At 72.7% G+C, this 24,745-nt stretch carries 22 protein-coding genes; 12 read left to right on the top strand and 10 right to left on the bottom strand.

The genetic code is table 11. The annotated features are described in order from the left end of the window. Positions 1-144: 144 nt before the first annotated feature. Positions 145-1,872: a hypothetical protein gene (locus ABD823_RS31335; RefSeq protein ID WP_344865971.1), complete on the top strand. Its 1,728-nt coding sequence runs from the start codon at positions 145-147 to the stop codon at positions 1,870-1,872. Between the two features lie 12 nt (positions 1,873-1,884). Here the strand turns inward: ABD823_RS31335 and ABD823_RS31330 are convergent, their stop codons facing one another. Beyond that, a complete protein-coding gene (locus tag ABD823_RS31330; protein ID WP_344865969.1) occupies positions 1,885-2,292 on the bottom strand; it encodes a nuclear transport factor 2 family protein in 408 nt (135 codons plus the stop codon). A gap of 335 nt (positions 2,293-2,627) precedes the next feature. Beyond that, complete coding sequence (locus ABD823_RS31325) at positions 2,628-3,650, bottom strand: zinc-dependent alcohol dehydrogenase family protein (RefSeq protein ID WP_344865967.1); 1,023 nt, start codon at positions 3,648-3,650, stop codon at positions 2,628-2,630. Positions 3,651-4,244: 594 nt separating this feature from the next. Here ABD823_RS31325 and ABD823_RS31320 point away from each other — a divergent pair. Next, complete coding sequence (locus ABD823_RS31320; protein WP_344865965.1) at positions 4,245-4,748, top strand: TetR/AcrR family transcriptional regulator; 504 nt, start codon at positions 4,245-4,247, stop codon at positions 4,746-4,748. Between the two features lie 64 nt (positions 4,749-4,812). Here ABD823_RS31320 and ABD823_RS31315 read toward each other — a convergent pair whose 3' ends face one another. From ABD823_RS31315 to ABD823_RS31305, 3 genes are all read right to left on the bottom strand, one after another. Further along, complete coding sequence (locus ABD823_RS31315; RefSeq protein WP_344865963.1) at positions 4,813-5,400, bottom strand: TetR/AcrR family transcriptional regulator; 588 nt, start codon at positions 5,398-5,400, stop codon at positions 4,813-4,815. Between the two features lie 202 nt (positions 5,401-5,602). Further along, positions 5,603-7,186, bottom strand: coding sequence for a monocarboxylate uptake permease MctP (mctP, locus tag ABD823_RS31310; protein WP_344865961.1), 1,584 nt, complete (start codon positions 7,184-7,186; stop codon positions 5,603-5,605). Positions 7,187-7,190: 4 nt separating this feature from the next. After that, positions 7,191-7,403: a DUF3311 domain-containing protein gene (locus tag ABD823_RS31305; RefSeq protein ID WP_344865959.1), complete on the bottom strand. Its 213-nt coding sequence runs from the start codon at positions 7,401-7,403 to the stop codon at positions 7,191-7,193. Positions 7,404-7,726: 323 nt separating this feature from the next. On the opposite strand from ABD823_RS31305, the gene ABD823_RS31300 reads away from it, so the two are divergent. Together ABD823_RS31300 and ABD823_RS31295 are read left to right on the top strand one after the other, a co-directional pair. Continuing rightward, positions 7,727-8,641 (top strand): SDR family oxidoreductase, encoded by a 915-nt coding sequence (locus ABD823_RS31300; RefSeq protein ID WP_344865958.1) that lies wholly within the window; start codon positions 7,727-7,729, stop codon positions 8,639-8,641. Positions 8,642-8,763: 122 nt separating this feature from the next. Then, entirely contained in the window at positions 8,764-9,711 is a 948-nt protein-coding gene (locus ABD823_RS31295) for an aldo/keto reductase (RefSeq protein ID WP_344865956.1), read from the top strand. A 63-nt stretch (positions 9,712-9,774) separates the two neighbouring features. On the opposite strand, the gene ABD823_RS31290 is transcribed toward ABD823_RS31295, so the two are convergent. Continuing rightward, positions 9,775-10,722, bottom strand: a complete 948-nt coding sequence (locus tag ABD823_RS31290; RefSeq protein WP_344865954.1) for a helix-turn-helix transcriptional regulator — start codon at positions 10,720-10,722, stop codon at positions 9,775-9,777. A 142-nt stretch (positions 10,723-10,864) separates the two neighbouring features. Continuing rightward, complete coding sequence (locus ABD823_RS31285) at positions 10,865-12,517, bottom strand: CocE/NonD family hydrolase (RefSeq protein WP_344865952.1); 1,653 nt, start codon at positions 12,515-12,517, stop codon at positions 10,865-10,867. Positions 12,518-12,729: 212 nt separating this feature from the next. Here ABD823_RS31285 and ABD823_RS31280 point away from each other — a divergent pair, with 212 nt between their 5' ends. The 5 genes from ABD823_RS31280 to ABD823_RS31260 all read left to right on the top strand — a co-directional run bounded on the left by ABD823_RS31280 (position 12,730) and on the right by ABD823_RS31260 (position 18,626). Next, on the top strand, positions 12,730-13,503 hold the full coding sequence (locus ABD823_RS31280; protein WP_344865950.1) for an SGNH/GDSL hydrolase family protein: 774 nt from the start codon (positions 12,730-12,732) through the stop codon (positions 13,501-13,503). Positions 13,504-13,682: 179 nt separating this feature from the next. Further along, positions 13,683-15,827 carry an anthranilate synthase component I gene (locus ABD823_RS31275; protein ID WP_344865948.1) on the top strand — a complete coding sequence of 715 codons (2,145 nt, stop codon included), beginning with the start codon at positions 13,683-13,685 and terminating at the stop codon, positions 15,825-15,827. A gap of 144 nt (positions 15,828-15,971) precedes the next feature. Next, complete coding sequence (locus tag ABD823_RS31270; protein ID WP_344865946.1) at positions 15,972-17,144, top strand: amidohydrolase family protein; 1,173 nt, start codon at positions 15,972-15,974, stop codon at positions 17,142-17,144. A 145-nt stretch (positions 17,145-17,289) separates the two neighbouring features. Beyond that, positions 17,290-18,015 (top strand): FAD-dependent thymidylate synthase, encoded by a 726-nt coding sequence (gene thyX, locus ABD823_RS31265; protein WP_344865944.1) that lies wholly within the window; start codon positions 17,290-17,292, stop codon positions 18,013-18,015. A gap of 197 nt (positions 18,016-18,212) precedes the next feature. After that, entirely contained in the window at positions 18,213-18,626 is a 414-nt protein-coding gene (locus ABD823_RS31260; protein ID WP_344865942.1) for an SRPBCC family protein, read from the top strand. Between the two features lie 67 nt (positions 18,627-18,693). On the opposite strand, the gene ABD823_RS31255 is transcribed toward ABD823_RS31260, so the two are convergent. Both ABD823_RS31255 and ABD823_RS31250 read right to left on the bottom strand, forming a co-directional pair. Continuing rightward, positions 18,694-19,773 (bottom strand): WD40/YVTN/BNR-like repeat-containing protein, encoded by a 1,080-nt coding sequence (locus tag ABD823_RS31255; RefSeq protein WP_344865939.1) that lies wholly within the window; start codon positions 19,771-19,773, stop codon positions 18,694-18,696. Positions 19,774-19,900: 127 nt separating this feature from the next. Next, positions 19,901-21,016 (bottom strand): globin domain-containing protein, encoded by a 1,116-nt coding sequence (locus tag ABD823_RS31250; RefSeq protein ID WP_344865935.1) that lies wholly within the window; start codon positions 21,014-21,016, stop codon positions 19,901-19,903. Positions 21,017-21,496: 480 nt separating this feature from the next. Here ABD823_RS31250 and ABD823_RS31245 point away from each other — a divergent pair, with 480 nt between their 5' ends. From ABD823_RS31245 to ABD823_RS31235, 3 genes are read left to right on the top strand one after another with little or no spacing between them, the layout of a single operon-like run. Next, positions 21,497-22,183: a gamma-glutamyl-gamma-aminobutyrate hydrolase family protein gene (locus ABD823_RS31245; protein WP_344865933.1), complete on the top strand. Its 687-nt coding sequence runs from the start codon at positions 21,497-21,499 to the stop codon at positions 22,181-22,183. 9 nt (positions 22,184-22,192) lie between these two features. Next, a complete protein-coding gene (locus ABD823_RS31240; protein WP_344865931.1) occupies positions 22,193-23,107 on the top strand; it encodes an alpha/beta hydrolase in 915 nt (304 codons plus the stop codon). Then, positions 23,104-23,904, top strand: coding sequence for an enoyl-CoA hydratase/isomerase family protein (locus tag ABD823_RS31235; RefSeq protein WP_344865929.1), 801 nt, complete (start codon positions 23,104-23,106; stop codon positions 23,902-23,904). Before ABD823_RS31240 ends, ABD823_RS31235 begins: the two co-directional genes overlap by 4 nt. Positions 23,905-24,011: 107 nt before the next feature. On the opposite strand, the gene ABD823_RS31230 is transcribed toward ABD823_RS31235, so the two are convergent. Further along, positions 24,012-24,476 carry an Lrp/AsnC family transcriptional regulator gene (locus ABD823_RS31230; RefSeq protein WP_344865927.1) on the bottom strand — a complete coding sequence of 155 codons (465 nt, stop codon included), beginning with the start codon at positions 24,474-24,476 and terminating at the stop codon, positions 24,012-24,014. Positions 24,477-24,745: the final 269 nt, after the last annotated feature.

Genomic DNA, 24,745 nt, shown 5'->3' with positions numbered 1-24,745 from the left:
TGTGGGGGGTCGTCTTCCGGGGCGGCCCCCTTTTTTTCCGTGTGCTTCCCGGGGGTGATCTCCTCCGTTATCGGCGGTGGCGTCGCGCTAAGATCGCGTCCCGTGCTCTCGGATAATCTCTGGCGGATTACCAGGATCGGATCAGTGGGTCTGGTCCTTGCGGCGGCGGCCGCTGGCCTGGTGCTCGGCGACACCTGGCTCTGGGTGGCCGCCGAATGGGTGCCGCCGGCCTACGCGGAGTTCTCCACGCGCGATGCGTTCGACACCCCGGCGACCGTGGCGCTGCTCGTGGCCGCTCTGGTGAAGGCCGCGCTCCTGTGGTTGATCCTGCGCACCCCCGCGCCGGGACCGCTGGACCACCGGGCGAAGGCGCTGCGCCGGCTGCTGTATCTGGCGGTGGCGTACGCCCTCGTGCTGTGGTATCCGATCGGGCTGCTTCCCGACGCGGTCGACGCGGCATTCCAGCTCGCGCTGTGGGCCTCGATCGACGTCCTCTACCTGCTCGTCATCCGCTGGCGCTCCCGCATGCTGCGCGCGGTGGCCGGAGCGGTGTTCGCGGTCGAGTTGGCCGGACTGGCCGACGGACTGCTCGACGAATTCGACCTCCCGGAACTCGGATCGATCGACGTTCTCCGGCCGGTCCTGATGCTGGGCGGAGTGGCGGCGACCATCATCACGGTCGTCGGGCAGCGGCGCGACGGCCGGTGGAGCCGTGGCACACAGATCGCCGGGTGGTCGTCGGTGGGCGTCTACGTGCTGGTGATCCCGCTCAACGTTCTCCTCGGGGAGATCTCCAGCGGGAGTCTGGTGATGTCGGTCGTGACGGACGCGATGGTGCTCGTCGGCACCGTGTGGATCGCGGCGACCGCCCGTGAACTGCCCACTGGGGACCACCCGGCCGACCCTCGGCCCGTGCGGCGCGTGATCCGCGTCGCGGTGGCGGCGGTGGCCGTGCTGCCGGTCGTCGCACTGATCCACCCGGAGCGGACCCCGCACCTCACCTACACCGGCTGGTCGCCGGGCTGCTATGTCCGGCCCAGCTTCGGCGACCTGAAACCTTCGGAACGCGACGAGGCGTTCCTGTGCCGGGCGCGGAGCACGGACGGCGGGGTCCCGCCGATGTTCCCGGACGACCTGTCGGATCAGGAGATCCTCGCGTACGGGCGGACGCTGTGCCGTACGAAGGACCGCGAGGAGCAGGAGGCGATCCTGGCGCGGGCCGGGAGCGCGCGGCCCGGCTGGGGCGCGGATCCGTGGGACCTCGTCTACGTCTGCCCGGAGATCGTCGGTGCGGTCCATCCCGAGCTGCTGAGGTCGAGCGCGGAGACGGAGGCGGCGAACGCCGCCTACATCGCCGAGAAGAACGCCGAGTGCCGCGATCCGTGGCCCCGGACGAAGGGTGTCGTCCAGGCCACGGCCAGGTACTTCCTGTTCGCCGACGGCGACCACGGCTATCTGGTCCACGATCCCGAGGACGAATCGGCCGACGGGGCGATGGAGCAGGCGATCGACGAGCTCTACGACGACAGCTCCCTGATCGGGGTGGCCGGCAGTGCGGTGCTCGTCGGGCACGTCGAAGACGTCATCGATCTGTGCCTCACCGTGAAGGCCTTCCGCACCGCGCCGCCGCAGCGGACGGCCGGATGGGATCAGGTCACCGAGGTGCCGGTCGTCAGCCGCAGCGGCCTGCTCACCGTGCCGGAGATGGGCGAGGGCGAAGTGGGCGCGGGTGCCCCCATGCCGAACCTGGCGGTCACGGGGAAGGGCCGCTACCGGCTCCGTGTCTACGTGCGGGTCGGCGACGCGGGAGAGGAGCACCTGGTCGTCGTGTTCCCGGGTGCGTCGAGGAAGAGGCTCAAGCTGAAGCGGTGAGCGGCACTCTGGTCACCGCGTCTCCTCCAGTTGCCTGCTGATCTGATCGATCCGGCGGATCCGGCCGTCCGGGGCCAGCCGGCCGAACATGTAGATCTCCGCCGCGAAGGTCTTGCCCCTGCGCAACCTGGTGCGCAGGGTCCACCGAGCGGCGATCCGGTCACCCGAGACCAGCACCTCGTGGATCTCGACACCGGACCGGTCGTCAGCGGTCGTCGCCTCTCTGTCGACATTCCTGCGGACAGGGCGGACATGGTCGATCATGCGCTGCCGGTCGATCACGAGCCCGTCGTTGCAGTACTCGAAGTCCGGAACGAAGTAGCGGTCGAGGATCGCGCCGGGCTCCTCGTCGGAGACCGCCATGTCCCGTGTGTAGGCGATCAGGAAGTCGGCGAGGTCGCGCTCGGATTCGATGCCCATGAAGTTTCCTCGAAAAGAGAGGGTCCTGTGTTCACCAGTAGATCAAGAACACTACACCCCGGTAAGGTATCTTGCCGCCGGATGTGCAAGAACCGGGCCTGCGCGCGCATGTGGGGGTGCCAGGAACCCGGCCGCCCCACACGGCCTGCGCGGACCGGCACCCTCGTCGCCCCGGTTCCCACCCGTCCCTGCCCGGCCGCCTCGGGCAGGGACGGGACCAGGGCGTCGAACAAGGCCAGGCTCTGGTCCCGCGGCACCGGCCGGTCGCCCCGCCGGACCAGGAACCGCACCGGCACGGTGATCCGTTCCGCCCGGCAGGATGGCCGGGGCGGAGGTCAGGGGGTCAGCAGGGTCTTGACGGCGCGGCGCTCGTCCATGGCCCGGTAGCCCTCGGCGGCCTGCTCCAGGGGCAGGGTCAGGTCGAACACCTTGCCCGGGTCGATGGTGCGGTTCCAGATCAGCTCGATCAGCTCGGGCAGGAAGCGGCGTACCGGGGCGGGGCCGCCGTGCAGGTGCACCCCGGAGAAGAACAGCTCCATACCGGGCAGCTGGACGCCGTGGGCGACACCGACGTAGCCGACGTGCCCGCCGGGGCGGGTGGCGCGGATGGCCTGCATCATCGACTCCTGGGTGCCGACCGCCTCGATGACCGAGTGCGCGCCCAGCCCGCCCGTCAGCTCCTTGAGCCGTGCCACGCCCTCGTCACCGCGCTCGGTGACGATGTCGGTGGCGCCGTACTCGGCGGCGAGCCTCTGCCGGTCGGCGTGGCGGCTGAAGACGACGATCCTCCCGGCGCCCAGCTGCCGGGCGGCCAGTACGCCGAGCAGGCCGACCGCGCCGTCGCCGACGACCGCGACGGTCTTGCCGGGCCCGGCTTCGGCGGCGACGGCGGCGAACCAGCCGGTGCCCAGCACGTCGGAGGCGGCCAGCAGGCTCGGGATCAGGTCGGCATCGGGCATGGCGGGGGTGGCGACCAGGGTGCCGTCGGCCAGCGGGATGCGGGCGTACTGCGCCTGGGTGCCGATGGCGCCGATCGGTACGGCGCGCACGCAGCGGGACTGGTAGCCGGCCCGGCAGATCTCGCAGGTGTTGTCGGAGGCGAAGAACGAGCCGACCACGAACTGGCCCGGCCGGAGGGTGCGGACCTCGCCGCCGACCTCCTCGACGAGGCCGACGTACTCGTGGCCCATCGGGGCCGGGCCGTTCACCGGCTCGACACCGCGGTAGGGCCACAGGTCCGAGCCGCACACGCACGCCGCCGCGACCCTGATGACCGCGTCGGTCGGCTCGACGATCACCGGGTCGTCGCGGTCCTCGACGCGGACGTCACCGGGGGCGTGCAGAACTGCTCCACGCATCGTGGATCTCCTTCGGAAAACGTCAGAGCTTCGGCTCCTCGCCTGGAGGCCGTCGTCCACGGCCGTCTCCGGATTCGTCGCCCCGGTACGGGGAGACCAGGGCCGCCACGGTCACCAGGCTCCGGCACCAGGCTCCGGTCCCGCCGTGAGAGCGCCTCATCCGGCCGTACCCCGCCGAGCAGTACGTCATCGGTCAGGTGACCGGTTACGGAGCGAAACCGCCGAACACGGCCTTGGCGCCGGACGGCTTGTCATCCGACACGCGCATCTCCTCCTTCAGCCGCCTTGTTTCCGAAAACGAGCCCGCTCATCTGCGACGGCGAGAAGATGACCTCCTCCGGGCCGTTGTTTTGCCCCCCGGCCAGTGCAGGCGGCGCCCGGCGCCCCGCCGGTCGGCGGCTTCGAGCCCGCCTGCGGCAGGTCCGCCGGCTCTCATCGGGCTCATCGTTAGACTTACCGGAAGGTAAATTCATGGTGGGACATCCGTCCGCCGCCGAGTCGACCTGTGCGGCGTCGGCGGCCGGCGGAGCAGGCGGGAGAGAGGGAACGGTGCCCCGGACGCGGTCCACCGAGACCAGAGACAGGATCAAAGCGGTGGCTCTTGAGCTGTTCCGCGCCCAGGGGGTCCAGCAGACGAGCATGCGCGAGATCGCCGAGCGGCTCGGCATCACCAAACCCGCGCTCTACTACCACTTCGCCTCGCGTGAGGATCTCCTGCTGAGCCTCGTCCAGCCGCTCGTCGAGGACGGTGAGGCCGCCCTCGCCGAGGAGGAGGCCGCCGGGTCGGTGGACCCGCGCCTCCTGCTGACCCGCTACTTCGACCTGTGCATGCGGCACCGCGACGTCATCGCCGTCGTCCTGCGGGACGCGGCCACCCTGCTCCAGCTCGACCTGGCCGCCCGGGTCCTGGACTGGCGGCGCCGCATCACCCTTCTGCTGGCGGGTCCCGAGGCCACGCTCCCCGAGCTGGCCCGCGTCACCCTCGTCCTGGGCGGCATGGGCGACTGCATCGCCCTGCTCGGCGACCGTCCGGACGGGGAGCTGCGCCCGGCCGTGCTGGACGCCGCCTGCACCGCCCTGGGCCTGGGCGGGGAGTGACGGGAGCCGCGGGACCGGCGACCGGCCGTGCCGTCGCGCGGGGGCGAGGTCCCGCGGCGGGACGTCAGGCGTGGAAGGACGAGGCCATCTCGTCGAGGATCTCGTCCATGACCTCCACCGGCGGGCGTACCGGCTCCTCCGTGAGCCACATCTGCGCGGCGAGCCGCAGGGAGGTGAGGAACGCGGCGGCGAGGACGTGGGGCCGTACTCCCGGCGGGTGCGCCCGCTCGGCGACGGCCAGGGTCAGGTCGTTCTCCAGCGCGGAGTGGTTGGCGAGCTGGCGGGCGAGGAGGGAGGGGTGCTTCTGGGCCAGCCGGGTGCGGACCGCCAGCTCCCGATCGGGGTTGTCGAGGCTGTCGCGCATGTCGTGGACGGCCGCGCGCAGCGCGGTCCACGCGGGCTCCTCCGGCGGCCGGTTCCGCACGTTCCGGACCAGGGCCTGGGTCTGCTGCTCGTCGCGGTAGAGCAGCGCGTCCTCCTTGCCCCCGAAGTAGTTGAAGAACGTCCTGCGGGAGATGCCGACGGCGTCCGCGATCGCCTCGACCGTGACGTGGTCGAAACCGTGCGCGAGGGACAGGCGCAGGGTCGCCTCGTGGAGGGCCTGCCGGGTGGCGGCCTTCTTGCGTTCGCGGAGCCCCATGCTGTTGTCCATGTGGCCATCATCCTATGCAAGAAAAGTGCACAATGTGTAATTTCGTCCCGCAGTGCGTGTCGCGGGCCGGCCGACGTTCCCGTGCCGGTTCCGGTGGACCGCGCCCGGCGGGCCTGCCGCCCTCCGGGCCCGGAGATCGTCCGCGGCCTTCGGCTCCGCCGGCGGGCCCGGAGCGGTCGCGCCGGGCCCGCCGTACCGCGGCTCAGTGGGTGAGGTCCAGGTCCTTGAGGCGGGGGTCGCCCTCGTCGGCGAAGTAGTGGTCGCGGTGGGTGGCGTCGTCGCCGTCGGCGAGCCCGGCCGCGCGGGCGGCGACCGTGCCGAGGGCCGCGACGGCCAGGTTGACGGCCAGTGCGAGGATGCCCGCGTAGACGGTCGTCTTCGTGTCCAGGCCGAGCTTCTCCAGGGGGAAGGCCGAGCCGGCGAAGTGGGCCTTGGTCGGGCTGGAGACGTTGTAGAGCATGACCATGCCGGCGGTCATGCCCGCGACCCAGCCGGCGATCAGGCCGCCGCGGTGGAACCAGCGGGTGTACAGGCCCAGCGCCACCGCCGGGAGCGTCTGCAGGATGATGACGCCGCCGATGAGCTGCAGGTCGATGGAGAAGCCGGTGTCCAGGAAGAGGATGCAGGCCACCGCGCCGACCTTCACCAGCAGCGAGGTGATCTTGGAGACGCGGGCCTCGTCGGCGTCGCTCGCGGTCGGCTTGATGTACTCCTTGTAGATGTTCCGGGTGAACAGGTTCGCCGCGGCGATCGACATGATCGCGGCGGGGACGAGAGCGCCGATGCCGACCGCGGCGTAGGCCACGCCGGTGAACCAGTCGGGGAACATCTTGTCGAACAGCTGCGGCACGATCGTGTTGTTGTCCTTGCCGATCGGCTGGACCCCGGCCGCGATGGCCATGTAGCCGAGCAGCGCGATCAGGCCCAGCAGCAGGCTGTAGGCGGGCAGCGCGGACATGTTCCGCTTGATGACGTCGCGGTTCCTCGAGGCCAGCACGCCGGTGACGCTGTGCGGGTACAGGAACAGCGCCAGCGCCGAGCCGAAGGCCAGCGTGACGTACTGCAGTTGATTGCCGGCGTTGAGCAGGATGCCGTCGCCGGGCGCCGGGGTCGCGTCGAACTTCGCCTGCGCGGCGTCGAAGATCGAGTCCCAGCCGCCCAGCTTGGCCGGGATGACGATGACGGCGGCCAGGATCACGATGTAGATCAGCGTGTCCTTGACGAAGGCGATCAGGGCGGGGGCGCGCAGGCCCGACTGGTAGGTGTAGGCCGCCAGGATCGCGAACGCGATGACGATCGGCAGGTGACCGGTCACGCCCATCGACTTCAGCACGGCCTCGATGCCGACGAGCTGCAGCGCGATGTACGGCATGGTCGCCACGATGCCGGTGATCGCGATCAGCAGCGCCAGCGTGGGCGAGCCGAACCGGGCCCGGACGAAGTCGGCCGGGGTCACGAAACCGTGGATGTGCGAGACCGACCAGAGCCGGACCAGCACCAGGAACACCATCGGATAGATCACGACGGTGTACGGCACCGCGAAGAAGCCCATCGCGCCCGCGCCCCAGAGCAGGGCGGGCACGGCCACGAAGGTGTAGGCGGTGTAGAGGTCGCCGCCGACGAGGAACCAGGTGATCCACGAGCCGAAGCTCCGCCCGCCCAGCCCCCACTCGTCGAGGGTGGCCAGGTCGTCCGGGCGGCGCCAGCGCGAGGCGACGAACCCCATCCCGCTGACGACCGCGAACAGGACCGTGAATATGATGATCTCGGTCAGGTGCTCCTGCACGGTGTCACCGCCCCCGCTTCGTCATCCGGTAGACGACCGTGGTGGTGGCGACGCCGACCGCGATGAAGGCGAGCTGGAGCCAGTAGAAGAGCGGGAAGCCGAGCAGCCGGGGCTCGTCGGCGTTGAAGAGGAAGGGCAGCAGCGGCAGGACGATCGGCACGATCAGCAGCCGGTTCCACGGGCTGTGGTCGCTCCGTTCCCCGTTGGGTGTGGTCAACGCGATCTCCTCGTGGTGGAGAGAAGCCGGTCGGCCATGACCGGCCCTTCAGGCTGTCCGGAGAGTAACCAGGTGATCGTTTCGTTGCGGTCGCCGCGCGCCCAGCGGACCCGTCGGCGCGGCGAGCGGTCCCGCCCTCGGCCGCGGCGGTGCGTATGCCGAGGTCACAGGTCCGCGTCTCCTGTGCGCGCCTGTTCCGGCGACCTGTTCCGCCCGCTCACCGCATTCCGCCCGCTCCGGTCTTGACACGCTCGCCCGCGTGCGGCAAAAGACCTCGGGAAACACGACATCAGGTGTCCTCTTTCGCCGCCACCATCGTGGCCATGGACACGCCACTGAAGGGGAAGGTCGCCCTGGTCGCCGGGGCGACGCGCGGAACCGGCCGGGCGGTCGCGGTCGAGCTGGGCGCCGCCGGGGCCACCGTCTACTGCACCGGCCGCACGACGCGCGAGCGGCGCTCGGAGATGGACCGGCCGGAGACCATCGAGGAGACGGCCGGGCTGGTGGACCGGGCCGGCGGCGAGGGGATCGCCGTCCAGGTCGACCACCTGGTGCCGGAGGAGGTGAAGGCGCTGGTGGAACAGGTCGACCGCGAGCGCGGCCGGCTCGACGTGCTGGTCAACGACGTCTGGGGCGGCGACAGGTTCACCGCCTGGCACACCCCGGTCTGGGAGCACCCCCTGGACGACGGGCTGCGCCTGCTCCGCCTCGCCGTCGACACCCACCTGATCACCAGCCGCTTCGCGCTGCCCCTGCTCATCCGCAGCCCAGGCGGCCTGCTCGTCGAGGTCACCGACGGCACCTGGGAGTACAACGCCGGCCACTACCGGCTCTCCTGCTTCTACGACCTGGCCAAGATCGCGGTGAACCGCCTGGGCTTCTCCCAGGCGCACGAACTGCGTCCGTACGGCTGCACCGCCGTCTCCCTGACGCCTGGCTGGCTCCGCTCGGAGGCGATGCTGGAGGCCTACGGCGTCACCGAGGAGAACTGGCGGGACGCCACCGCGCAGCAGCCCCACTTCGTCATCTCGGAATCGCCCGCCTTCACCGGGCGCGCGGTCGTCGCGCTGGCCGCCGACCCGGAGCGGGAGCGCTGGTCGGGCCGGTCCCTGTCCAGCGGGCGGCTGGCCCGGGAGTACGGCTTCACCGACGTCGACGGCACCCGGCCGGACGCCTGGCGCTACATCGTCGAGGTCCAGGAGGCGGGCAGGCCGGCCGACGACACCGGCTACCGCTGAACCCGGAGCATCGGCCCCGGCCGGGCGGGAGGGGCGCCGGGGTTGACCCGGAGTCCGCTCCAGCTGTGAGACTTCCGGCGGAGACGGCACGGCGGTACGCGGATCACGGAGGAGAGCACGACATGGACAAGGTCAACCTCGCCCTGGGCGCGATGTACTTCGGCACGCGGCTGGACGAGTCGGCGGCGTTCGATCTGCTGGACCGGTTCGTGGACGCCGGCGGCACGCTGATCGACACAGCCGACTGCTATGCCTTCTGGTCCGATCCGAGCGGCAGGGGCGGGCAGAGCGAGGAGGTCATCGGCCGCTGGCTCGCCCGCCGCCCGGGAATGCGCGACCGGGTGCGCCTCAGCACCAAGGCCGGTGCCGAGCCGGTCGGTCCGGGGGAGTGGCCCGCCAACCGGCAGGGGCTGTCGGCGCCGGCCATCAGGAGCGCGGTGGAGGGCAGCCTCCGCAGGCTGGGCACCGACCGGATCGACCTGTACTGGGCGCACATGGAGGACCGGGCCACCCCTGTCGAGGAGACGGTCGGAGCCTTCGCCGAGCTGGTCGGGGCGGGGAAGGCGCTGCGGCTGGGCTGCTCCAACCATCCGCTCTGGCGGGTGGAGCGGGCCCGGCAGATCGCCTGGCGGGGCGGCCTGCCCGGCTACACCGCGCTCCAGCTCCGCCATTCGTACGTCCAGCCGCGTCCGGGTGCCTCCGTGCCGGACCAGGGGCACCGGTTCGGATGGGTCACCGACGAGGTGGTCGACTACGTCCACAGCGACCCGGGCCTGTCCCTGTGGGTCTACACGGCGCTGCTGAACGGCGCCTACACCCGCGCGGACCGGCCGCTGGCGGATGCCTACGACCACCCGGGCACCACCCGCAGGCTGGCGGCGCTGGCCCGCGTGGCGGACGAGCTCGGCGTCAGCCGCAACCAGGTGGTCCTGGCCTGGCTGACCGGTGGGGACCCGGCGATGACACCGATCGTCGGGGTCAGCGGTCCCGGACAGCTGGACGAGGCGCTCGCTGGAGCGGCCCTGGTCCTGGACGCCGGGCACCGCGCTCTCCTCGACGCCGCGGCCTGACCGGGCCCCGCCGCGCGCCGTCCCGGCGGATGCCCGGCCGTGCGCCGTCCGGGCCGGTGGAGCTCAGCCGTACAGGCGGGACATGCGGGCGGCGGCGTCGGCGAGGCGCTCCCGGAGGGCGGGCGGGTCGACGACCTCGGCCTCCGGGCCGAAGCCGAGGAGCTGGGCGTAGGCGACCTCGGGGGACTCGACGGGCAGGCGGAGCGTGGTCCAGCCCTGCCCGTCGGGTTCCGAGGCCGACGCCAGGGCCTCGCCGAGCGCCGCCGGGTCGGCCACGTGCCGGAGCATGCGCATGCCGCCGGGGCTGAGCCGTACGGTGACCCGCCCGGTGAGCAGGGAGCGGGCGAACTCCGCGGCCCGCCCGGCCCAGAAGGCGGCCAGGTCGAAGTCGCGGTCCCGGTCGAAGCGCCGGTCGGCGTGGACGGCGACGGCGGAGAAGCGGTCCACCCGGTAGATCGCCGAGCGGGTCGCCAGATACCAGATCCCCGCCTTGAGCACGAGCCCGTACGGCTCCAGCGTGCGCTCGGCGCCGCGGTAGCGCGCGCTGACCGGGTGGTCGCCCCAGACCGCCCTGGCCAGCGGGGCCAGCGGTTCCGGAGGCGGGCGTTCGCTGGCGAACCAGCCGGGGGCGTCGAGGTGGAAGCGCTGCGCGGCCGTCGCGGGGGCGTCGCGCAGGGTGGGAGAGAGGGCCGCGGCGGCCTTGAGCCGGGCGGTGGCGGCGACCTCGCCCAGGCCCATCTCCCGCAGCGCCTCCGGCACACCGGACAGGAACAGGGCCTCCGCCTCGGCCCGGTCCAGGCCGGTCAGGCGGGTCCGGTAGCCGTCCAGCAGCCGGTAGCCGCCGCCGCGCCCCCGGTCGGCGTAGACCGGGATGCCCGCCTCCGACAGGGCGAGCACGTCCCGGTGCACGGTCCGCTCGGAGACCTCCAGTTCCCGGGACAGCTCGGCGGCGGTCATGCCGCCCCGCGTCTGGAGCAGCAGGACCAACGACACCAGCCTGGCCGCGCGCACGCGCCCGACTCTAACGCCGTCTTCGCCCGCTCCCGTCCGCGCTCCTGTGCGGCGCGGCCTCCGGGCCGCCGCGGGGGACGGCTCCGTCGCGGCGACGTCCCCGCGGGTTCCGCGGAGCGCGGGTGCCCTCCGGACCGCCGGGTCAGCGGGGCACGAGGGGCAGGACGACCGCCGAGGGATGGTCGGGGTCGTGGAAGACCTCCTGGTCGGCGGCCAGCATGGCGCCGTCCGCGCCGAGCAGGTCGCCGGTGCCGAGGTTGCGGGCGATGCGCGGGTAGGCGCCGCTGGCCACGTGCACCCGGATGCGGTGGCCGCGGCGGAAGCGGTGCCCGATCGGCCACAGGTCCACCTCGACCCGGCGGACGCCGTCCGGGCCGGCGACCGGGAGCCCGGGGGCGAGCCGCCGTACGCCCTCGCACACGTTGTAGGACGTGCCGTTCGGGTGCACGTCGCAGACGCGGACCACGACGTCGGTGTGCTCGGTGGTGGAGCGCAGGTACAGCTCGGCGGTGACCGGACCGATCATGTCGGTGTCCTCGCGGAGCTCGGGGCCGGTGTAGACGAGCACGTCGCGCCGGGCCTCCAGACGCCGCTGGTCGCGCGGCTCGGAGTTGCCGAGCAGTACCGGGCCGCCCAGCGCCGGGGTCGGGTGCGCCGGGTCGTAGCGGTAGCGGTCCGGCTCCGAGTGCTCCGGGTTGCCCGGGCCGAGCCCGAAGCCCGGCCTCAGGTGCCAGCGCTGCGGCCGCATGCCCGGCACCGGCCAGTCGGGGTAGTCGCGCCAGGCGTCGGCGCCCGTGACGAAGATCCTCACCGGCTGCTCCCGCAGCCCGGAGACGTCCCCGAGCAGGTGGGCCCGGAACCAGGTCAGCGCGTCGGCGTTGGCCGCGCGCGTCTGCCGGATGTCCGAGTGGTACCAGGGCCCGATGGTCAGCTGCGGCCGCCGCCCCGCGGCCCGCAGCGCCAGGTAGTCCTTCACCTGCCACGGCAGGAAGACGTCGTACCAGCCGCCGAGCATGGTGACCGCGGCCTCCACCTCTCCCACCGAGGCGGAGAAGTCGCGCCGGTCCCAGTAGGCGGCCGGGTCGGCGTGGTGGGTCAGCAGGTCCTGGAAGAACGGGACGGCCCTGCCCGCAGAGAGCAGGTCCAGCTCGCTCAGCGGGCGCCCCGACAGCGCCGCCCGCCGGGTCCGGCGCGGGGCCGTCAGCGCCCCGAACGGGCTGTCGATGGTGGCGGTCAGCGTGCTCCAGATCAGCGACGACTCCAGCGCGAACGCCCCGCCCACGTAGGCGGCGTCCCGGAACTGCGAGGCGGTCACCGAGGTGGCCATGGCCCGCAGGTCGGGGCCGGCGAACGCGGCGATGGCCCACTGGGCGTAGCCGAGGTAGGAGGGGCCGTGCATCGCCAGGGTCCCGCCGTACCAGGGCTGCTCGCGCAGCCAGGCCAGCGTGGCCAGCCCGTCCTCGTGCTCGTCGAGCGGGCTCGGCACGCCGCCGGAACCGAAGCAGCCCCGGCAGCTCTGCATGAGCACCTGGAATCCGTGCCGGGCGAAGGCGCGGCCGTACATCAGCCCGAACATCCCGCGCCTGCCGTACGGCGAGCGGATCAGGATGGTGGGCGGCCGGACGGCGTCACGGGGGACGTAGCGGTCGGCGAGCAGGACCGCGCCGTCGGGCATCGGGACCGGGAGATCACGCTCGACCGCCACCCGGTACACGGTCTGCGACCGTCCCGGCCGTCCCGGCCAACCCGGCCATGTCGTCACCATGTGCCTCACCTCGCCCTGGTTCTTACCCATTGGTAACAGAACAAAGCTCGCTCTTTTGGAAGGAACCGGCAAGGAAGGTCATCGACTCCGATTCATCGCAAGAGGAATGAATCTCCCCTGGGGTGGTGGCCGTCGGCCGTGCCGGGCGCTCCGCCCCTGGTGCGGGCCGTGCACGCATGATCGGAGCGCTGCGTCGGGCTACGGTCGCGTAGGGTGCCCGGTGCGCGGCAAACTATCGGGACATGTCAGCAATAACCTCGTATGTCGCTCTTGGGGACAGCTTCACCGAGGGCCTGAACGACCACCTCGACGGCGACCGCTACCGCGGCTGGGCCGACCGGCTGGCGGAGATGCTGGCCGCCCGCGAGCCGGGCTTCCGCTACGCCAACCTCGCCGTCCGCGGCCGCCTGATCGGGCGGATCGCCGCCGAGCAGGTGCCGCAGGCCGAGGCCCTGGCCCCCGACCTGGTCTCGCTCTGCGCGGGCGGCAACGACATCCTCCGTCCGGGCGCCGACCCCGACGCGGTCGCCGCGCAGCTGGACGGCGCCGTGGCGCGGCTGCGCGCCACCGGCGCCCGGGTGATGCTCTTCACCGGCTTCGACATCCGCCAGGTTCCGGTCATGCGCCTGGTCCACCACAAGGTCGCCGTCTACAACCTGCACATCCACGACATCGCGACCCGGCACGGCTGCACGCTCGTGGACCTGTGGGCGATGAGCGTGCTGCGCGACCGGCGCGCCTGGAGCGAGGACCGCCTCCACCTGTCCTCCGACGGGCACCGCCGCATCGCGCTGCGCGCCGCCGAGCTCCTCGGCCTGCCCGTCACCGAGGACTGGCGGGAGCCGTACCCGCCGATGGACCCGGCGGTCTGGGCCGAGGCGCGCCGCGAGGACCTGCGCTGGGCCCGCAGCTTCCTGGTGCCGTGGATCAACCGCCGGTTGCAGGGCCGATCCTCCGGCGACGGGCTGGACCCCAAGCGACCCGAACTCGCCCCTCTCGCCAAGGATGTTGCCTGACCGCTTCGCACGCCGCTACTCTTGCGGACATGCGAAACCCAGGCACTCTGCAGTGGTGGCGCCGCTCCTAGGCGGCGCAGGTTTCGCATACGCGAGCAGACGAAGGCCGCCCGGGACAGGCGGCCTTTTCTGCGTCCGCCCCTGGGCATCGGGAAAACCACACGAGGGGCGAGACAGCAGTGGAGACGAGCGGATATACCACCGCCGGGGGCGTCGAGGTCGAGGTCACGACGGCGGACGTCCCGGAGACCGTGCTCGAGGACGTCGTCAGCACGCTGGGGGAGCGGCGCGGCGGCGTGCTCTCCTCCGGGATGGAGTACCCCGGCCGCTACAGCCGGTGGCACCTGGCCTACGTCGATCCCTGCCTGGAGATCACGGCCCGCGGCCGCACCGTCGCCGCCCGCGCGCTCAACGACCGCGGCCGCGTCGTGCTGCCCGCCGTCGCCGCCTGCCTGCTCGCCGCGGGTGAGCCCGTCTGCGAGCCGTCGGCCGACCGCGTCGAGGTCCACGTCCCCGAGTCCGACGAGATCCTCCCCGAGGAGATGCGCAGCCGCCGGCCCACGGTCTTCACCGCGATCCGCGAGGTCATCGCGGCCTTCAAGGGCGACGACGGCCACCTGGGCCTGTACGGCGCCTTCGGCTACGACCTGGCCTTCCAGTTCGAGCCGATCCGGCAGGTGCTGACCCGCGCCGACGACCAGCGCGACCTGGTCCTGCACCTGCCCGACCGGATCATGGTGATCGACCGCAAGCGGGAGACCAGCAAGGAGTACCGCTACGAGTTCACCGTGGGCGGCGTCTCCACGCGCGGCCTGCCCCGCGAGGGCGAGGCCGTCCCGCTCCCGCCCGCCCCGGCCGAGCTCCCGCCGAACCCGGTCAAGGGCGCCTACGCCGAGGTCGTCGCCGCGGCCAAGGAGAAGTTCGCCCGCGGCGACCTGTTCGAGGTCGTGCCCGGTCAGGTCTTCCACGCCCCCTGCACCGACCCGGCCGCCTTCTACCGGGGGCTGCGCAAGGCCAACCCCGCGCCCTACGAGTTCCTGTTCAACCTCGGCGAGGGCGAGCACCTGGTCGGCGCCTCCCCGGAGATGTACGTCCGGGTCACCGGCGACCGCGTGGAGACCTGCCCGATCTCCGGCACCATCGCCCGCGGCGGCAACCCCGTCGAGGACGCCGAGGCGATCCGCACCCTCCTGTCCAGCGTCAAGGAGGAGTCGGAGCTGACCATGTGCACCGACGTGGACCGCAACGACAAGTCCCGCATCTGCGTGCCCGGCAGCGTCCAGGTGATCGGCCGGCGGCAGATCGAGATGTACTCGCGGCTGATCCACACCGTCGACCACATCGAGGGCCGCCTCCGCCCCGGGTTCGACGCCCTCGACGCCTTCCTCACCCACATGTGGGCCGTCACCGTCACCGGCGCGCCCAAGACCTGGGCCATGCAGTTCATCGAGGACCACGAGGCCACCACCCGCCGCTGGTACGGCGGCGCGGTCGGCTACATCGGCTTCGACGGCTCCATGAACACCGGACTGACCCTGCGCACCGCGCAGATCCGCGGCGGCGTCGCCACCGTCCGGGCCGGCGCCACGCTGCTGTTCGACTCCGACCCCGACGCCGAGGAGCGGGAGACCGAGCTCAAGGCCAGCGCCCTGCTCGGCGCCCTGGCCGCGGTCGGCGCCCCGCAGGCCGGCCCGGAGGCGGAGCCGGCCGCCGCGGCCGAGCGGCCCGGCGAGGGCATGAAGGTCCTCCTGGTCGACCACGAGGACTCCTTCGTCAACACCCTCGCCGACTACTTCCGCCAGCAGGGCGCCGAGGTCGTCACGCTCCGGCACGGCTTCCCGTTCGAGATGATCGACGAGATCGCGCCCTCGCTCGTGGTGCTCTCACCCGGCCCCGGCTGGCCCTCGGACTTCGGCCTGCCCGCCCTGGTCGGCGAGCTCTACGCGCGCGACCTGCCCGTCTTCGGTGTCTGCCTCGGCCTGCAGGGCATGGTGGAGCAGGCGGGCGGCACCCTGGAGCTGCTGTCCTACCCGGAGCACGGCAAGCGCGGGCAGGTCAAGCGCCTGGGCGACAGCGCGCTGCTGGACGGCCTGCCCGAGGAGTTCACCGCCGCCCGCTACCACTCGCTCCACGCCAAGCAGCCCGGGGTCGACGGCTTCGCCGTCACCGCCCTCACCCCCGACGGGGCGGTCATGGCCATCGAGGACGTCGAGCGGCGCCGCTTCGCCGTGCAGTTCCACCCCGAGTCGATCCTCACCGCCGAGGGCGGCGCCGGAGCGAAGATCATCGCCAACGTCCTGCGGCTCGCCCGCCGCGAGGGCTGAGAGCCCTCCCGGCGAACGGCTCCCGGCGGGTGTGCCGAAACGGCGGCACGGACACGCTCGGTTGCCGTACGGTTACTCCTGTCATGAGGCTGCGGGCGGATCGGTCGGACCGGTCCGCCCGCGGGCGTATGAGAGGAGCCGACGATGCGACCGCAGGACGCGCTGCCCGACGGGCTGCCCGTCGCACTGCCCGACGCCGTCCGGGAGGCACTGCTGGCGCCGCTCGTCGACCACCACTGCCGCGGCGTGCGCCGCGACGACCTGGCCAGGGCCCGGTTCGAACCGCTGATCACGGAGTCGGACAGCCCCGCCCCGCCCGGCACGACCCACTTCGACACGCCCGCCGGCGCCGCCATCCGCCGCTGGTGCGCCCCGCTCCTCGACCTGGAGCCGCACGCCCCGCCCGCCGTCTACCTGGCCCGCCGCTCCGAGCTCGGTCCGGAGGACGTCAACCGGCGGCTGCTGCGCGGAGCCGGGACCGCGGCCTTCCTGGTCGAGACCGGCTCGGAGGCGCCGGAGATGCTCTCGGCGGCGGAGATGGGCCGGTACGGCGGAGCGGCGGTCGACGAGATCATCCGGATCGAGCAGACCGAGCACGAGGTGGCCGAGACCGCCGACTCCGGCGTCGCCTACATCGCGGCCCTGGAGACGGAGCTCGCCGACCGGGCCGCGCGGGCCGCCGCGCTCACCTCGGCGATCGCGCACCGGCACGGCCTCGACTTCGACCCGGCCCGGCCGAGCCGCGGCGCCGTCATCGCGGCGGCCAACCGGCGGCTGGCCGACCCGAAGGAGCCGCTCACCGACCCGGTGCTCCTGCGTCACCTGCTCTGGACCGCCGTCGAGGTGGCCAGGGAGCGCGGCCTGCCGCTGCGCTTCCACACCGGGTACGGCGGGCGGGACGCGGCCCTGCACCGGGCCGACCCGGCGCTGCTGGCCGCCTTCATCCGTGCCCTGCAGCCGATGGGCGTGCCCGTCATCCTGCTCGGCTGCTACCCCTTCCACCGCCAGGCCGCCTGCCTCGCCGGGGCCTTCCCGCACGTCTACGTGGACGCCGGGCTCGCGCTGACCCGCGCCGGAGCCGGGGCGGCCACCGTCATCGGGGAGCTGCTGGAGCTCGTGCCCTTCCACAAGCAGCTGTTCGGCTCCCACGGCGGCGGCGTGGCCGAAACCTGCTACCTCGGCGCGCTGCACTACCGCAGGGGCCTGGCCCGGGCGCTCGCGCAGCGGCTGGCGGCCGACGAGTGGAGCCCTGCCGACGCGGCGCGCGTCGCCTACCTCGTCGGCTCCGGCAACGCCCGCCGCCTCTACCGGCTGTAGCCGTACCGCTCCGCAGGCAGGAGGACCGCTCCCGGCCGTCGTCCGGGAGCCCGGCCGCGGGGGCCCCGGGACCGCCGGCCGCCGCCCGTCACCGGTCGGCGATAGGCTTGCGCCGTCCTGACCCCGACACCTGGAAGGTCCTGCCGTGGACGACAGTCAGCCGCGTTTCCTCGACGACGTGACCGTGGAGCTGGTCAAGCACAGCGCCTCGGACACCGACGTGCTCTGGGCGGCCCGGGTGTCCACCGCGGGGGAGCAGTCGCTGGACGAGATCGGCAAGGACCCCGAGCGGTCCAAGGGGCTGATCAACTATCTGATGCGGGACCGGCACGGCAGCCCGTTCGAGCACAACTCCATGACCTTCCTCGTCAGCGCCCCGATCTTCGTCTTCCGGGAGTTCCACCGTCACAGGGTGGGATGGTCGTACAACGAGGAAAGCGGGAGGTACCGCCAGCTCCAGCCCAATTTCTATATCCCGGGCAGGGAGCGGAAGCTGGTGCAGGAGGGGCGGCCGGGCAAGTACGTCTTCGTGGAGGGGACCGAGGAGCAGCACAAGGTCGTCACCGAGGCGATGGAGACGTCCTACCGGCAGTCGTACGCGGCCTACCAGGAGATGCTGGAGGCCGGGGTCGCCCGGGAGGTGGCCCGCGCCGTGCTGCCCGTCGGGCTCTTCTCCTCGATGTACGCCACCTGCAACGCCCGCTCGCTGATGCACTTCCTGTCGCTGCGCACCAAGAGCGAGCAGGCGAAGGTGCCGTCGTTCCCGCAGCGGGAGATCGAGATGGTGGCCGAGAAGATGGAGGCCGCCTGGGCGGAGCTGATGCCGCTCACGCACGCGGCCTTCGTGGCGAACGGCCGCATCGCCCCCTGACGCGGGGATCTCTCTGAGGGGTGTGGATGGACGTCCCGCCGGTCGCGGTCTATGCGCGGTGGCCGGCCTCCCGGGAAAACGGCGTACGCGCTCCCGGAAGTCCTTCCCCCCTGAGTCGAGGCGCCCGCGGACCGACCCGGCCGTGCTCAGGCTAGATTGATCACGTTCTGTCCTGCCTGAGAGGAGCCCTGGACCCCATGGCCTCCATCCGCCACGAAATCTCGGTCAACGCATCCCCTGAGCACACCTGGGATGTGCTCCGCGACGTCGGTGCCGTGCACGAGCGCCTGCTGCCGGGCCGTGTCGCCGCTACCCGGATCGAGGGCGACCAGCGGTTCCTGACCTTTCCCGACGGACACGTGGTCCGAGAGCTCATCGTCGCGGTCGATGATGACGCCCGCCGGCTGGCCTACTCCGTCGTCGAGGGCGCCCGGCCACCGCTCGAACATCACCACGCCTCGTTCGAGGTCCGCCCTGCCGGAGACCTGACGACCCGGCTGATCTGGACCACCGACGTCCTGCCGCACTCGATCGCCCCCGAGGTCCGGATTCGCGTCGAGCGCGGCGCGACGGAGATGAAGCAGGCGATCGAGGCGGCGGTACGCGGCTGACCCGCCGACCGGGGCCGATGCCCCTTCCCGTCTGGCAGCGCCGTCAGATTCCCGCCTGGCAGCGCCGTCAGAGCAGGGCGGCGCGGACGGTGAGGACGTCGGGCAGGTGGCGGGCGACGGTGAACCAGCTCTCGCCGTCGTCGCGGGAGCCGTACACCTCGCCGTCACGGGTGCCGAAGAAGACGCCCGCGGGGGAGGCGCACATCGCGTCGCGCAGCACGCTCGAGTGGACCGGCTCCTCGGGCAGGCCCGTGCTCACGGGCCGCCAGGAGCCGCCGGCGTCGTCGCTGCGGAAGACCCGGCAGCGGTGGTCGACCGGGGTGCGGTCCATGTCGGCCGTCAGCGGGAAGACGTAGACGGTGTCGGGCCGGTCGGGGTGCACGACGATCGGGAAGCCGAAGTCGGAGGGGAGCCCGTCGCCGATGGAGGTCCAGGACTCGCCGAAGTCGTCGCTGCGGTAGACGCCGAAGTGGTGCTGGAGGAAGAGGCGTTCGGGGCGGGCCGGGTGGCAGGCGACCTTGTGCACGCACTGGCCGAACTCGGGGTACTGCGAGCCCTCGGGCAGGAAGGGCGCCCGGATGCCCCGGTTGGCCGCCTCCCAGGTGGTGCCGCCGTCGGTGCTGCGGTAGAAACCGCCGGTGGAGACGGCGATCGCGATGGTCTTCGGGTCGGTGGGGTGGGGCAGCACGGTGTGCATGCACAGCCCGCCGCCGCCGGGGTGCCACTGGGTTCGGTGCGGGTGGTTCCACAGGCCTTCCACCAGGGAGAAGGTGGCGCCGCGGTCCTCGGAGCGGAACAGCGCCCCCGGCTCGACCCCGGCCCAGACCACGTCGGGCTCGCTGGGGGAGGGCTGGAGCTGCCAGACGCGCTCCAACGCGGCGCCGGTCTCCTCCGGGAAGGAGATCGGCGCCCGCTCGGCCTCCTGCCAGGTGGCGCCGAGGTCGTCCGACCACATCACGGACGGGCCGAAGTGGCCGTACTCGATCCCGGCGAGGAGGCGGGGCGCCGGGCCCCGGGTGTCGATCGCCACCGCGTGCACCCCGATGGTGGAGAAGCGGACCGGTTCGACCTCGAACGGCCCGCCTCCGGCGGAGCGGGCCAGGAACAGGCCCTTGCGGGTGCCGACGGACAGGAGTGCGTCGTGCATGTCGTCTCCTTTCGGTTTTCGGCCCCATGGTCGCACGGTGCGCGTGATATCGCACGTGTTATCGAATCATCATTCCGCATTAGAACGGAAAGTCGCTTTTGCGAACCAGAAAGAAGGCGGATTCCGCTCAGAACTCGCTCAGGGCGACGTCCCGGTGGATGTCCGCGGGGGGCACGCCCGTGCGGCGGAGCCGCCGGACCGTCTCGTCGACCATGCCGGCCGGCCCGCAGACGTAGACGTCGTGCCCGGCCCAGGAGCGGAAGCGCTCCACCACCTCGGGCACCCGGCCGCGCATCCCGTCGTAGCCGGGCTCGTCGGAGACCACGGGGAGCACGCGCAGCCAGGGGAAGCTCGACTCCATCCGGATCAGGTCCGGCAGGTCGTAGAGGTCGCGCGAGTGGCGGGCGCCGTGCAGCAGGTGGATGTTGGGCCGCCTGCCCGAGGCGATCACATGCTCCACGATGGCCTTGAGCGGGGCCAGGCCGGTGCCTCCCGCGACGCAGAGCAGGTCGCGGCCGGAGTCGGCGGGGGTCATCGCGCCGACCGGCGGGCCGAGCGTCAGGGTGTCGCCGATGCGGGTGTGCTCGACCAGCGCCGTGGAGACCCAGCCGCCGGGGACCGCCCGCACGTGCAGCCGGACGATGTTGTCCGGGCGCGGGGCGTTGGCGATGGAGAACGTGCGCCACACGCGGGGCCAGCGCGGGGTCTGCACGTTGACGTACTGCCCCGGCAGGTACGGCAGGCGCTGCCCGGGCCGGAGCGTGATCACCGCGATGTCCGGGGTGCGGCGCTCGTGGTCGACCACCTCGGCCGTCCACCAGGCGGGGGTGACCCCGGCCTCGGCCTCGGCCGCCTCGATCATCATGCCGGAGGCCGCGGCGTAGGCGGCCGACCAGGCGGCCTCGACCTCGGCCGTCCAGATCTCGGCGGCGAAGCGCTTGACCGTGGCCAGCAGCGCGTTGCCGATCACGGTGTAGTGCTCGGGGAGCACGCCGTACTTGCGGTGGTCGCGGCCGAGCCGGCCGAGGAAGGGCGCCAGTCCGTCCGGGCTGTCGATGCTCCAGACGATCCTGGCCAGCGCGTGGAAGAGGCGGTCGCGCTGGACGTCCATGGCCGGCGGGAACATGCCCCGCAGATGGGGGTTCTCGGCGAACAGCCGCCCGTAGAAGTATGCCGCGGCCTTGTCCGCCACGGGCTCGATGACGGCGAAGCTCTCCTTGACGAGACGCGGATTCAAAGACATGTGACAGGACCCAACCTGAATGACCGGATCGTTGCCCGGTCGTGCGGACGCACCTCCCTGACGGTTCCGGGTGGTGAGTGCCCGGAGGCCCCGGCGCCTCGGCCGCTCGGATTCGAGTCTTCCATCACCCCTTGGGCGTCACAACCGTTTCCCGCCAATATGGTGGGAGAACTAACCTGTTGTAGTGGATCGGATATTGCATGTGATTACCGGGAAGCGGATAAGCGAACAAGAATCATGTTCGTCCTGGCGCCGGTGTTCGCCGGACACGGGAATCGCCGTCATGCCGCGGTGAATCGCCCCCCGCGCCCGGAACCCCCCTCCGCCGCGGGCGGAGACCGCTTCCCGGCGAGACGGCACCGATACCCGGGATGCGTGACATAGGACAAATACCGTGCGCCATGATGGGGGTGCTGCTGGAGATGGGATGGGCGTGGCCCGCACCGGGCGGCGCGCCCCCGCGCATGGCCTGGAGGACGCATGTCCCGACCCCTGATCGGTATCACCGCCCACCTCGAGGCCGCCCGCTGGGGCACCTGGGTCCGCGAGGCCGTCCTGTCCCCCGTGCCCTACGCCCGCGCGGTCGAGAAGGCCGGTGGCGTGCCGGTCCTGCTGCCGCCGCTCGGCCTGTCCGGGATCGAGGACTACACGGGCCGCCTGTCCGGGCTGATCCTGGCCGGCGGCACCGAGGTCGACCCCGGCCTGTACGGCGCCGCCCCCGACACGCGCCTCGACGCCCCCCAGCCGCACCGCGACCGGTTCGAGCTGGCCCTGGCCCGCGCCGCCGTGCAGGCCGGGCTGCCCCTGCTGGCCGTCGACCGGGGGATGCACGTCCTGAACGTCGCCCAGGGCGGCACCCTGATCCCGTGGCTGCCCGACGTCGTCGGGCACGACCGGCACGGGGAGGCCGGCCGGGCGCACACCATCCAGATCAGCGTCTCCAGCGCGCTGGGCAAGGCGCTCGGCGACCACGCCGAGGTGACCGCGCCGCACCGGCAGGCCGTCCGGCGGCTCGGTACGGGACTGCTCGCGGTCGCCTGGGCCGACGACCAGATCGTGGAGGGCGTCGAACTGCAGGGCCACCGCTTCGCCGTCGGCGTGCAGTGGCACCCCGAGGGCGGCGGCGACAACCGCCTCGTCGAGGCCCTGGTGGCGGCCGCCGAGTAAGGTTCGGCCATGGCGTTGCATCCCCAGGCGGAGGCCTATCTCAAGCTCTTCCCCACCGATCTCGGCACGCCCCTCGCCGAGATCACGCCCGCGGCGGTCGCCGAGATGCGGGCCCTGGACGGGTTCGCCGAGCAGCGGGGACCGATCGTCCCGCTCCCGGTCGTGCGCGACGAGGTCGCGGGCGGCGTGCCGGTCCGCGTCTACCGCGCCGACGACGGCGCCCACCCGCTCCCGGCGCTCGTCTACTTCCACGGCGGCGGCTGGGTGTTCGGCAGCGTGGCCCGCAACGACGCGCTCGCCCGGGACCTGGCCGTGCGCACCGGCGCGGTGGTGGTCTCGGTGGACTACCGGCTCGCCCCCGAGCACCCCTTCCCCGCCGCGGCCGACGACGCGCGGACCGCGCTCGAGGACGTCTTCGCCCGCCCCGCCTTCTACGGAGCCGACCCCGCCCGGGTCGCGGTCCTCGGCGACAGCGCGGGCGGCAACCTCGCCGCCGTGGCCGCCTGGCAGGCCCGCGACGCCGGCCTGCGCCTGGCCCACCAGGTCCTGGTCTACCCGATCACCGACACGGCCATGGACACGCCGAGCTACCGGGCCTACGCCACCGGCTACGGCCTCGGCGCCGACGAGATGGCCTGGTTCGTCGCGCAGTACGGCGGCGACCCGGCCGATCCGCGGCTGTCCCCGCTCCGCCTGGCCGACATGGCGGGCCTGGCGCCCGCGACGGTCCTCACCGCCGAGTGCGACCCGCTCCGCGACGAGGGCGAGGCCTACGCCGCCCGGCTGGAGGAGGCCGGTGTCCCGGTGGAGTACCGCTGCTACGCCGGGGCGGTCCACGGCTTCTTCGGTCTGCCCGGTTTCTTCGACCAGGCGGTGGAGGCGCGGCGGTACGTCGCCGCGCGGCTGAAGGAGGCGCTCGCGTGAGGGGCCTCGACGGCTACCGGGGCTACGAGAAGCTCAGGGTCGACCGGCCGGCCGACGGAGTGCTCAGGATCGTGATCAGCGAGCCGCGCCGGCGCAACGCGGTGGACGCGGCCGGCCACCGCGAGCTCGCCGAGATCTGGCGGGCGGCGGACCGCGACGACGAGGTGCGCGCGGTGGTGGTCCGGGGTGAGGGCGAGGCGTTCTCCGCCGGCGGCGACCTGTCGATGATCGAGGAGATGACGCGCGACCACGCCGCGCGCATGCGGATCTTCACCGAGGCCCGCGACATCGTCTACAACGTGCTGAACTGCTCCAAGCCGATCGTCTCGGCGATCCAGGGCCCGGCGGTCGGCGCCGGTCTCGCGGTCGCGCTGCTGGCGGACGTCTCCGTCGCCGGGCGGAGCGCGAGGATCATCGACGGGCACACCCGGCTCGGCGTCGCGGCCGGCGACCACGCGGCGATCGTCTGGCCGCTGCTGTGCGGCCTGGCCAAGGCCAAGTACCACCTGCTGCTGTGCGAGCCGGTCACCGGTGAGCAGGCCGAGGCGATGGGCCTGGTCAGCGTCTGCGTCGACGACGACCGGGTGCACGAGAAGGCGCTGGAGATCGCCCTCCGCCTGGCGGAGGGCTCGGCCGAGGCGATCCGCCTGACCAAGTACGCGCTGAACAACTGGCTGCGCCTGGCGGGGCCGTCCTTCGACGCCTCCCTCGCCATGGAGTTCCTCGGATTCACCGGCCCGGACGCGGCCGAGGGGGTCCGGGCGCTGCGCGACAAGCGCCCGCCCCGCTTCACCTGACCGGCGGGCCGGGGCCCGGACGGCCGCGCGGCGCCGCACCGGTGCCCGTGCCCCGCGCGTCCGCCTCCCGTGCCCGCGCGGCGGCCCGGGCCGTACGGCCGGCCCCGTCACGCGGGGTCGGGCAGGCGGTGCAGCACCGGCTTCCGCACCTGCTGGAAGATCACCGAGGTGCGGAAGCCGGCGATCTCGCGGCGCTGGCTGAGCTGGTCGAGCAGGAAGGCGTGCAGGTGGTCCAGGTCCTGCACGGCGACGTGGAGCAGGAAGTCGTCGCCGCCCGCCAGCACGAAGACGCTCAGCACCTCCGGCAGGGCGCTGACGGACTCCTTGAAGCTGTCGATGACGGCCCGGCTGAGCGGGCGGACCTGCACCGAGACCATGGCCTGGACGCTCCGGTTGAGGGCGGCGTGGTCGATGTCGGCGTGGTAGCCGCGGATCACGCCCCGGCGGGTGAGCGCGCGCACGCGCTCCAGGCAGGTCGAGGGGGCGACGCCGAGCGTGCGGGCGAGGTCGCGGTTCGACCGCCGCGCATCTGCCTGGAGAAGGCGGATGATTTCCGCATCAAGTTCGTCCATGGCGGTTATTCTGCCTTGGTTTCATTCATCTGTTCGGTTGACCGACACTTCGGCCGTTCACCTGCCTATGTTTCTCGCCGGATCACCGATCGAGGACGAGGCGGGTGGACGGATGGGACAGGCAGGGCGCACGGCCGCGGGCGGCGGGGCCGTACCGGGGGCGCACCTCTCGGCGGGATCCGGTCCGGGGGCGGAGGGCGCGGCGGGGCGGCCGGCCCCGCGAGGCGCCGCGGACCGGCACGGCGGGGCGCCGCGGGGCGCGCCGGGCC

This window comes from Planomonospora alba (assembly GCF_039534085.1).
Classification (GTDB): Bacteria; Actinomycetota; Actinomycetes; order Streptosporangiales; family Streptosporangiaceae; genus Planomonospora_B; species Planomonospora_B alba.
This window is presented reverse-complemented; position numbering and strand designations above follow the sequence as displayed.

What these genes read in the sequence shown, in the direction of transcription:
- ABD823_RS31330 (WP_344865969.1), bottom strand. Translation starts at nt 2,292, where the DNA reads ATGGGCATCGAATCCGAGCGCGACCTCGCCGACTTCCTGATCGCCTAC.
- ABD823_RS31325 (WP_344865967.1), bottom strand. Translation starts at nt 3,650, where the DNA reads ATGCGTGGAGCAGTTCTGCACGCCCCCGGTGACGTCCGCGTCGAGGAC.
- ABD823_RS31315 (WP_344865963.1), bottom strand. Translation starts at nt 5,400, where the DNA reads ATGGACAACAGCATGGGGCTCCGCGAACGCAAGAAGGCCGCCACCCGG.
- ABD823_RS31300 (WP_344865958.1), top strand. Translation starts at nt 7,727, where the DNA reads ATGGACACGCCACTGAAGGGGAAGGTCGCCCTGGTCGCCGGGGCGACG.
- ABD823_RS31295 (WP_344865956.1), top strand. Translation starts at nt 8,764, where the DNA reads ATGGACAAGGTCAACCTCGCCCTGGGCGCGATGTACTTCGGCACGCGG.
- ABD823_RS31285 (WP_344865952.1), bottom strand. Translation starts at nt 12,517, where the DNA reads ATGGGTAAGAACCAGGGCGAGGTGAGGCACATGGTGACGACATGGCCG.
- ABD823_RS31280 (WP_344865950.1), top strand. Translation starts at nt 12,730, where the DNA reads ATGTCAGCAATAACCTCGTATGTCGCTCTTGGGGACAGCTTCACCGAG.
- ABD823_RS31270 (WP_344865946.1), top strand. Translation starts at nt 15,972, where the DNA reads ATGCGACCGCAGGACGCGCTGCCCGACGGGCTGCCCGTCGCACTGCCC.
- ABD823_RS31260 (WP_344865942.1), top strand. Translation starts at nt 18,213, where the DNA reads ATGGCCTCCATCCGCCACGAAATCTCGGTCAACGCATCCCCTGAGCAC.
- ABD823_RS31255 (WP_344865939.1), bottom strand. Translation starts at nt 19,773, where the DNA reads ATGCACGACGCACTCCTGTCCGTCGGCACCCGCAAGGGCCTGTTCCTG.
- ABD823_RS31250 (WP_344865935.1), bottom strand. Translation starts at nt 21,016, where the DNA reads ATGTCTTTGAATCCGCGTCTCGTCAAGGAGAGCTTCGCCGTCATCGAG.
- ABD823_RS31245 (WP_344865933.1), top strand. Translation starts at nt 21,497, where the DNA reads ATGTCCCGACCCCTGATCGGTATCACCGCCCACCTCGAGGCCGCCCGC.
- ABD823_RS31240 (WP_344865931.1), top strand. Translation starts at nt 22,193, where the DNA reads ATGGCGTTGCATCCCCAGGCGGAGGCCTATCTCAAGCTCTTCCCCACC.
- ABD823_RS31230 (WP_344865927.1), bottom strand. Translation starts at nt 24,476, where the DNA reads ATGGACGAACTTGATGCGGAAATCATCCGCCTTCTCCAGGCAGATGCG.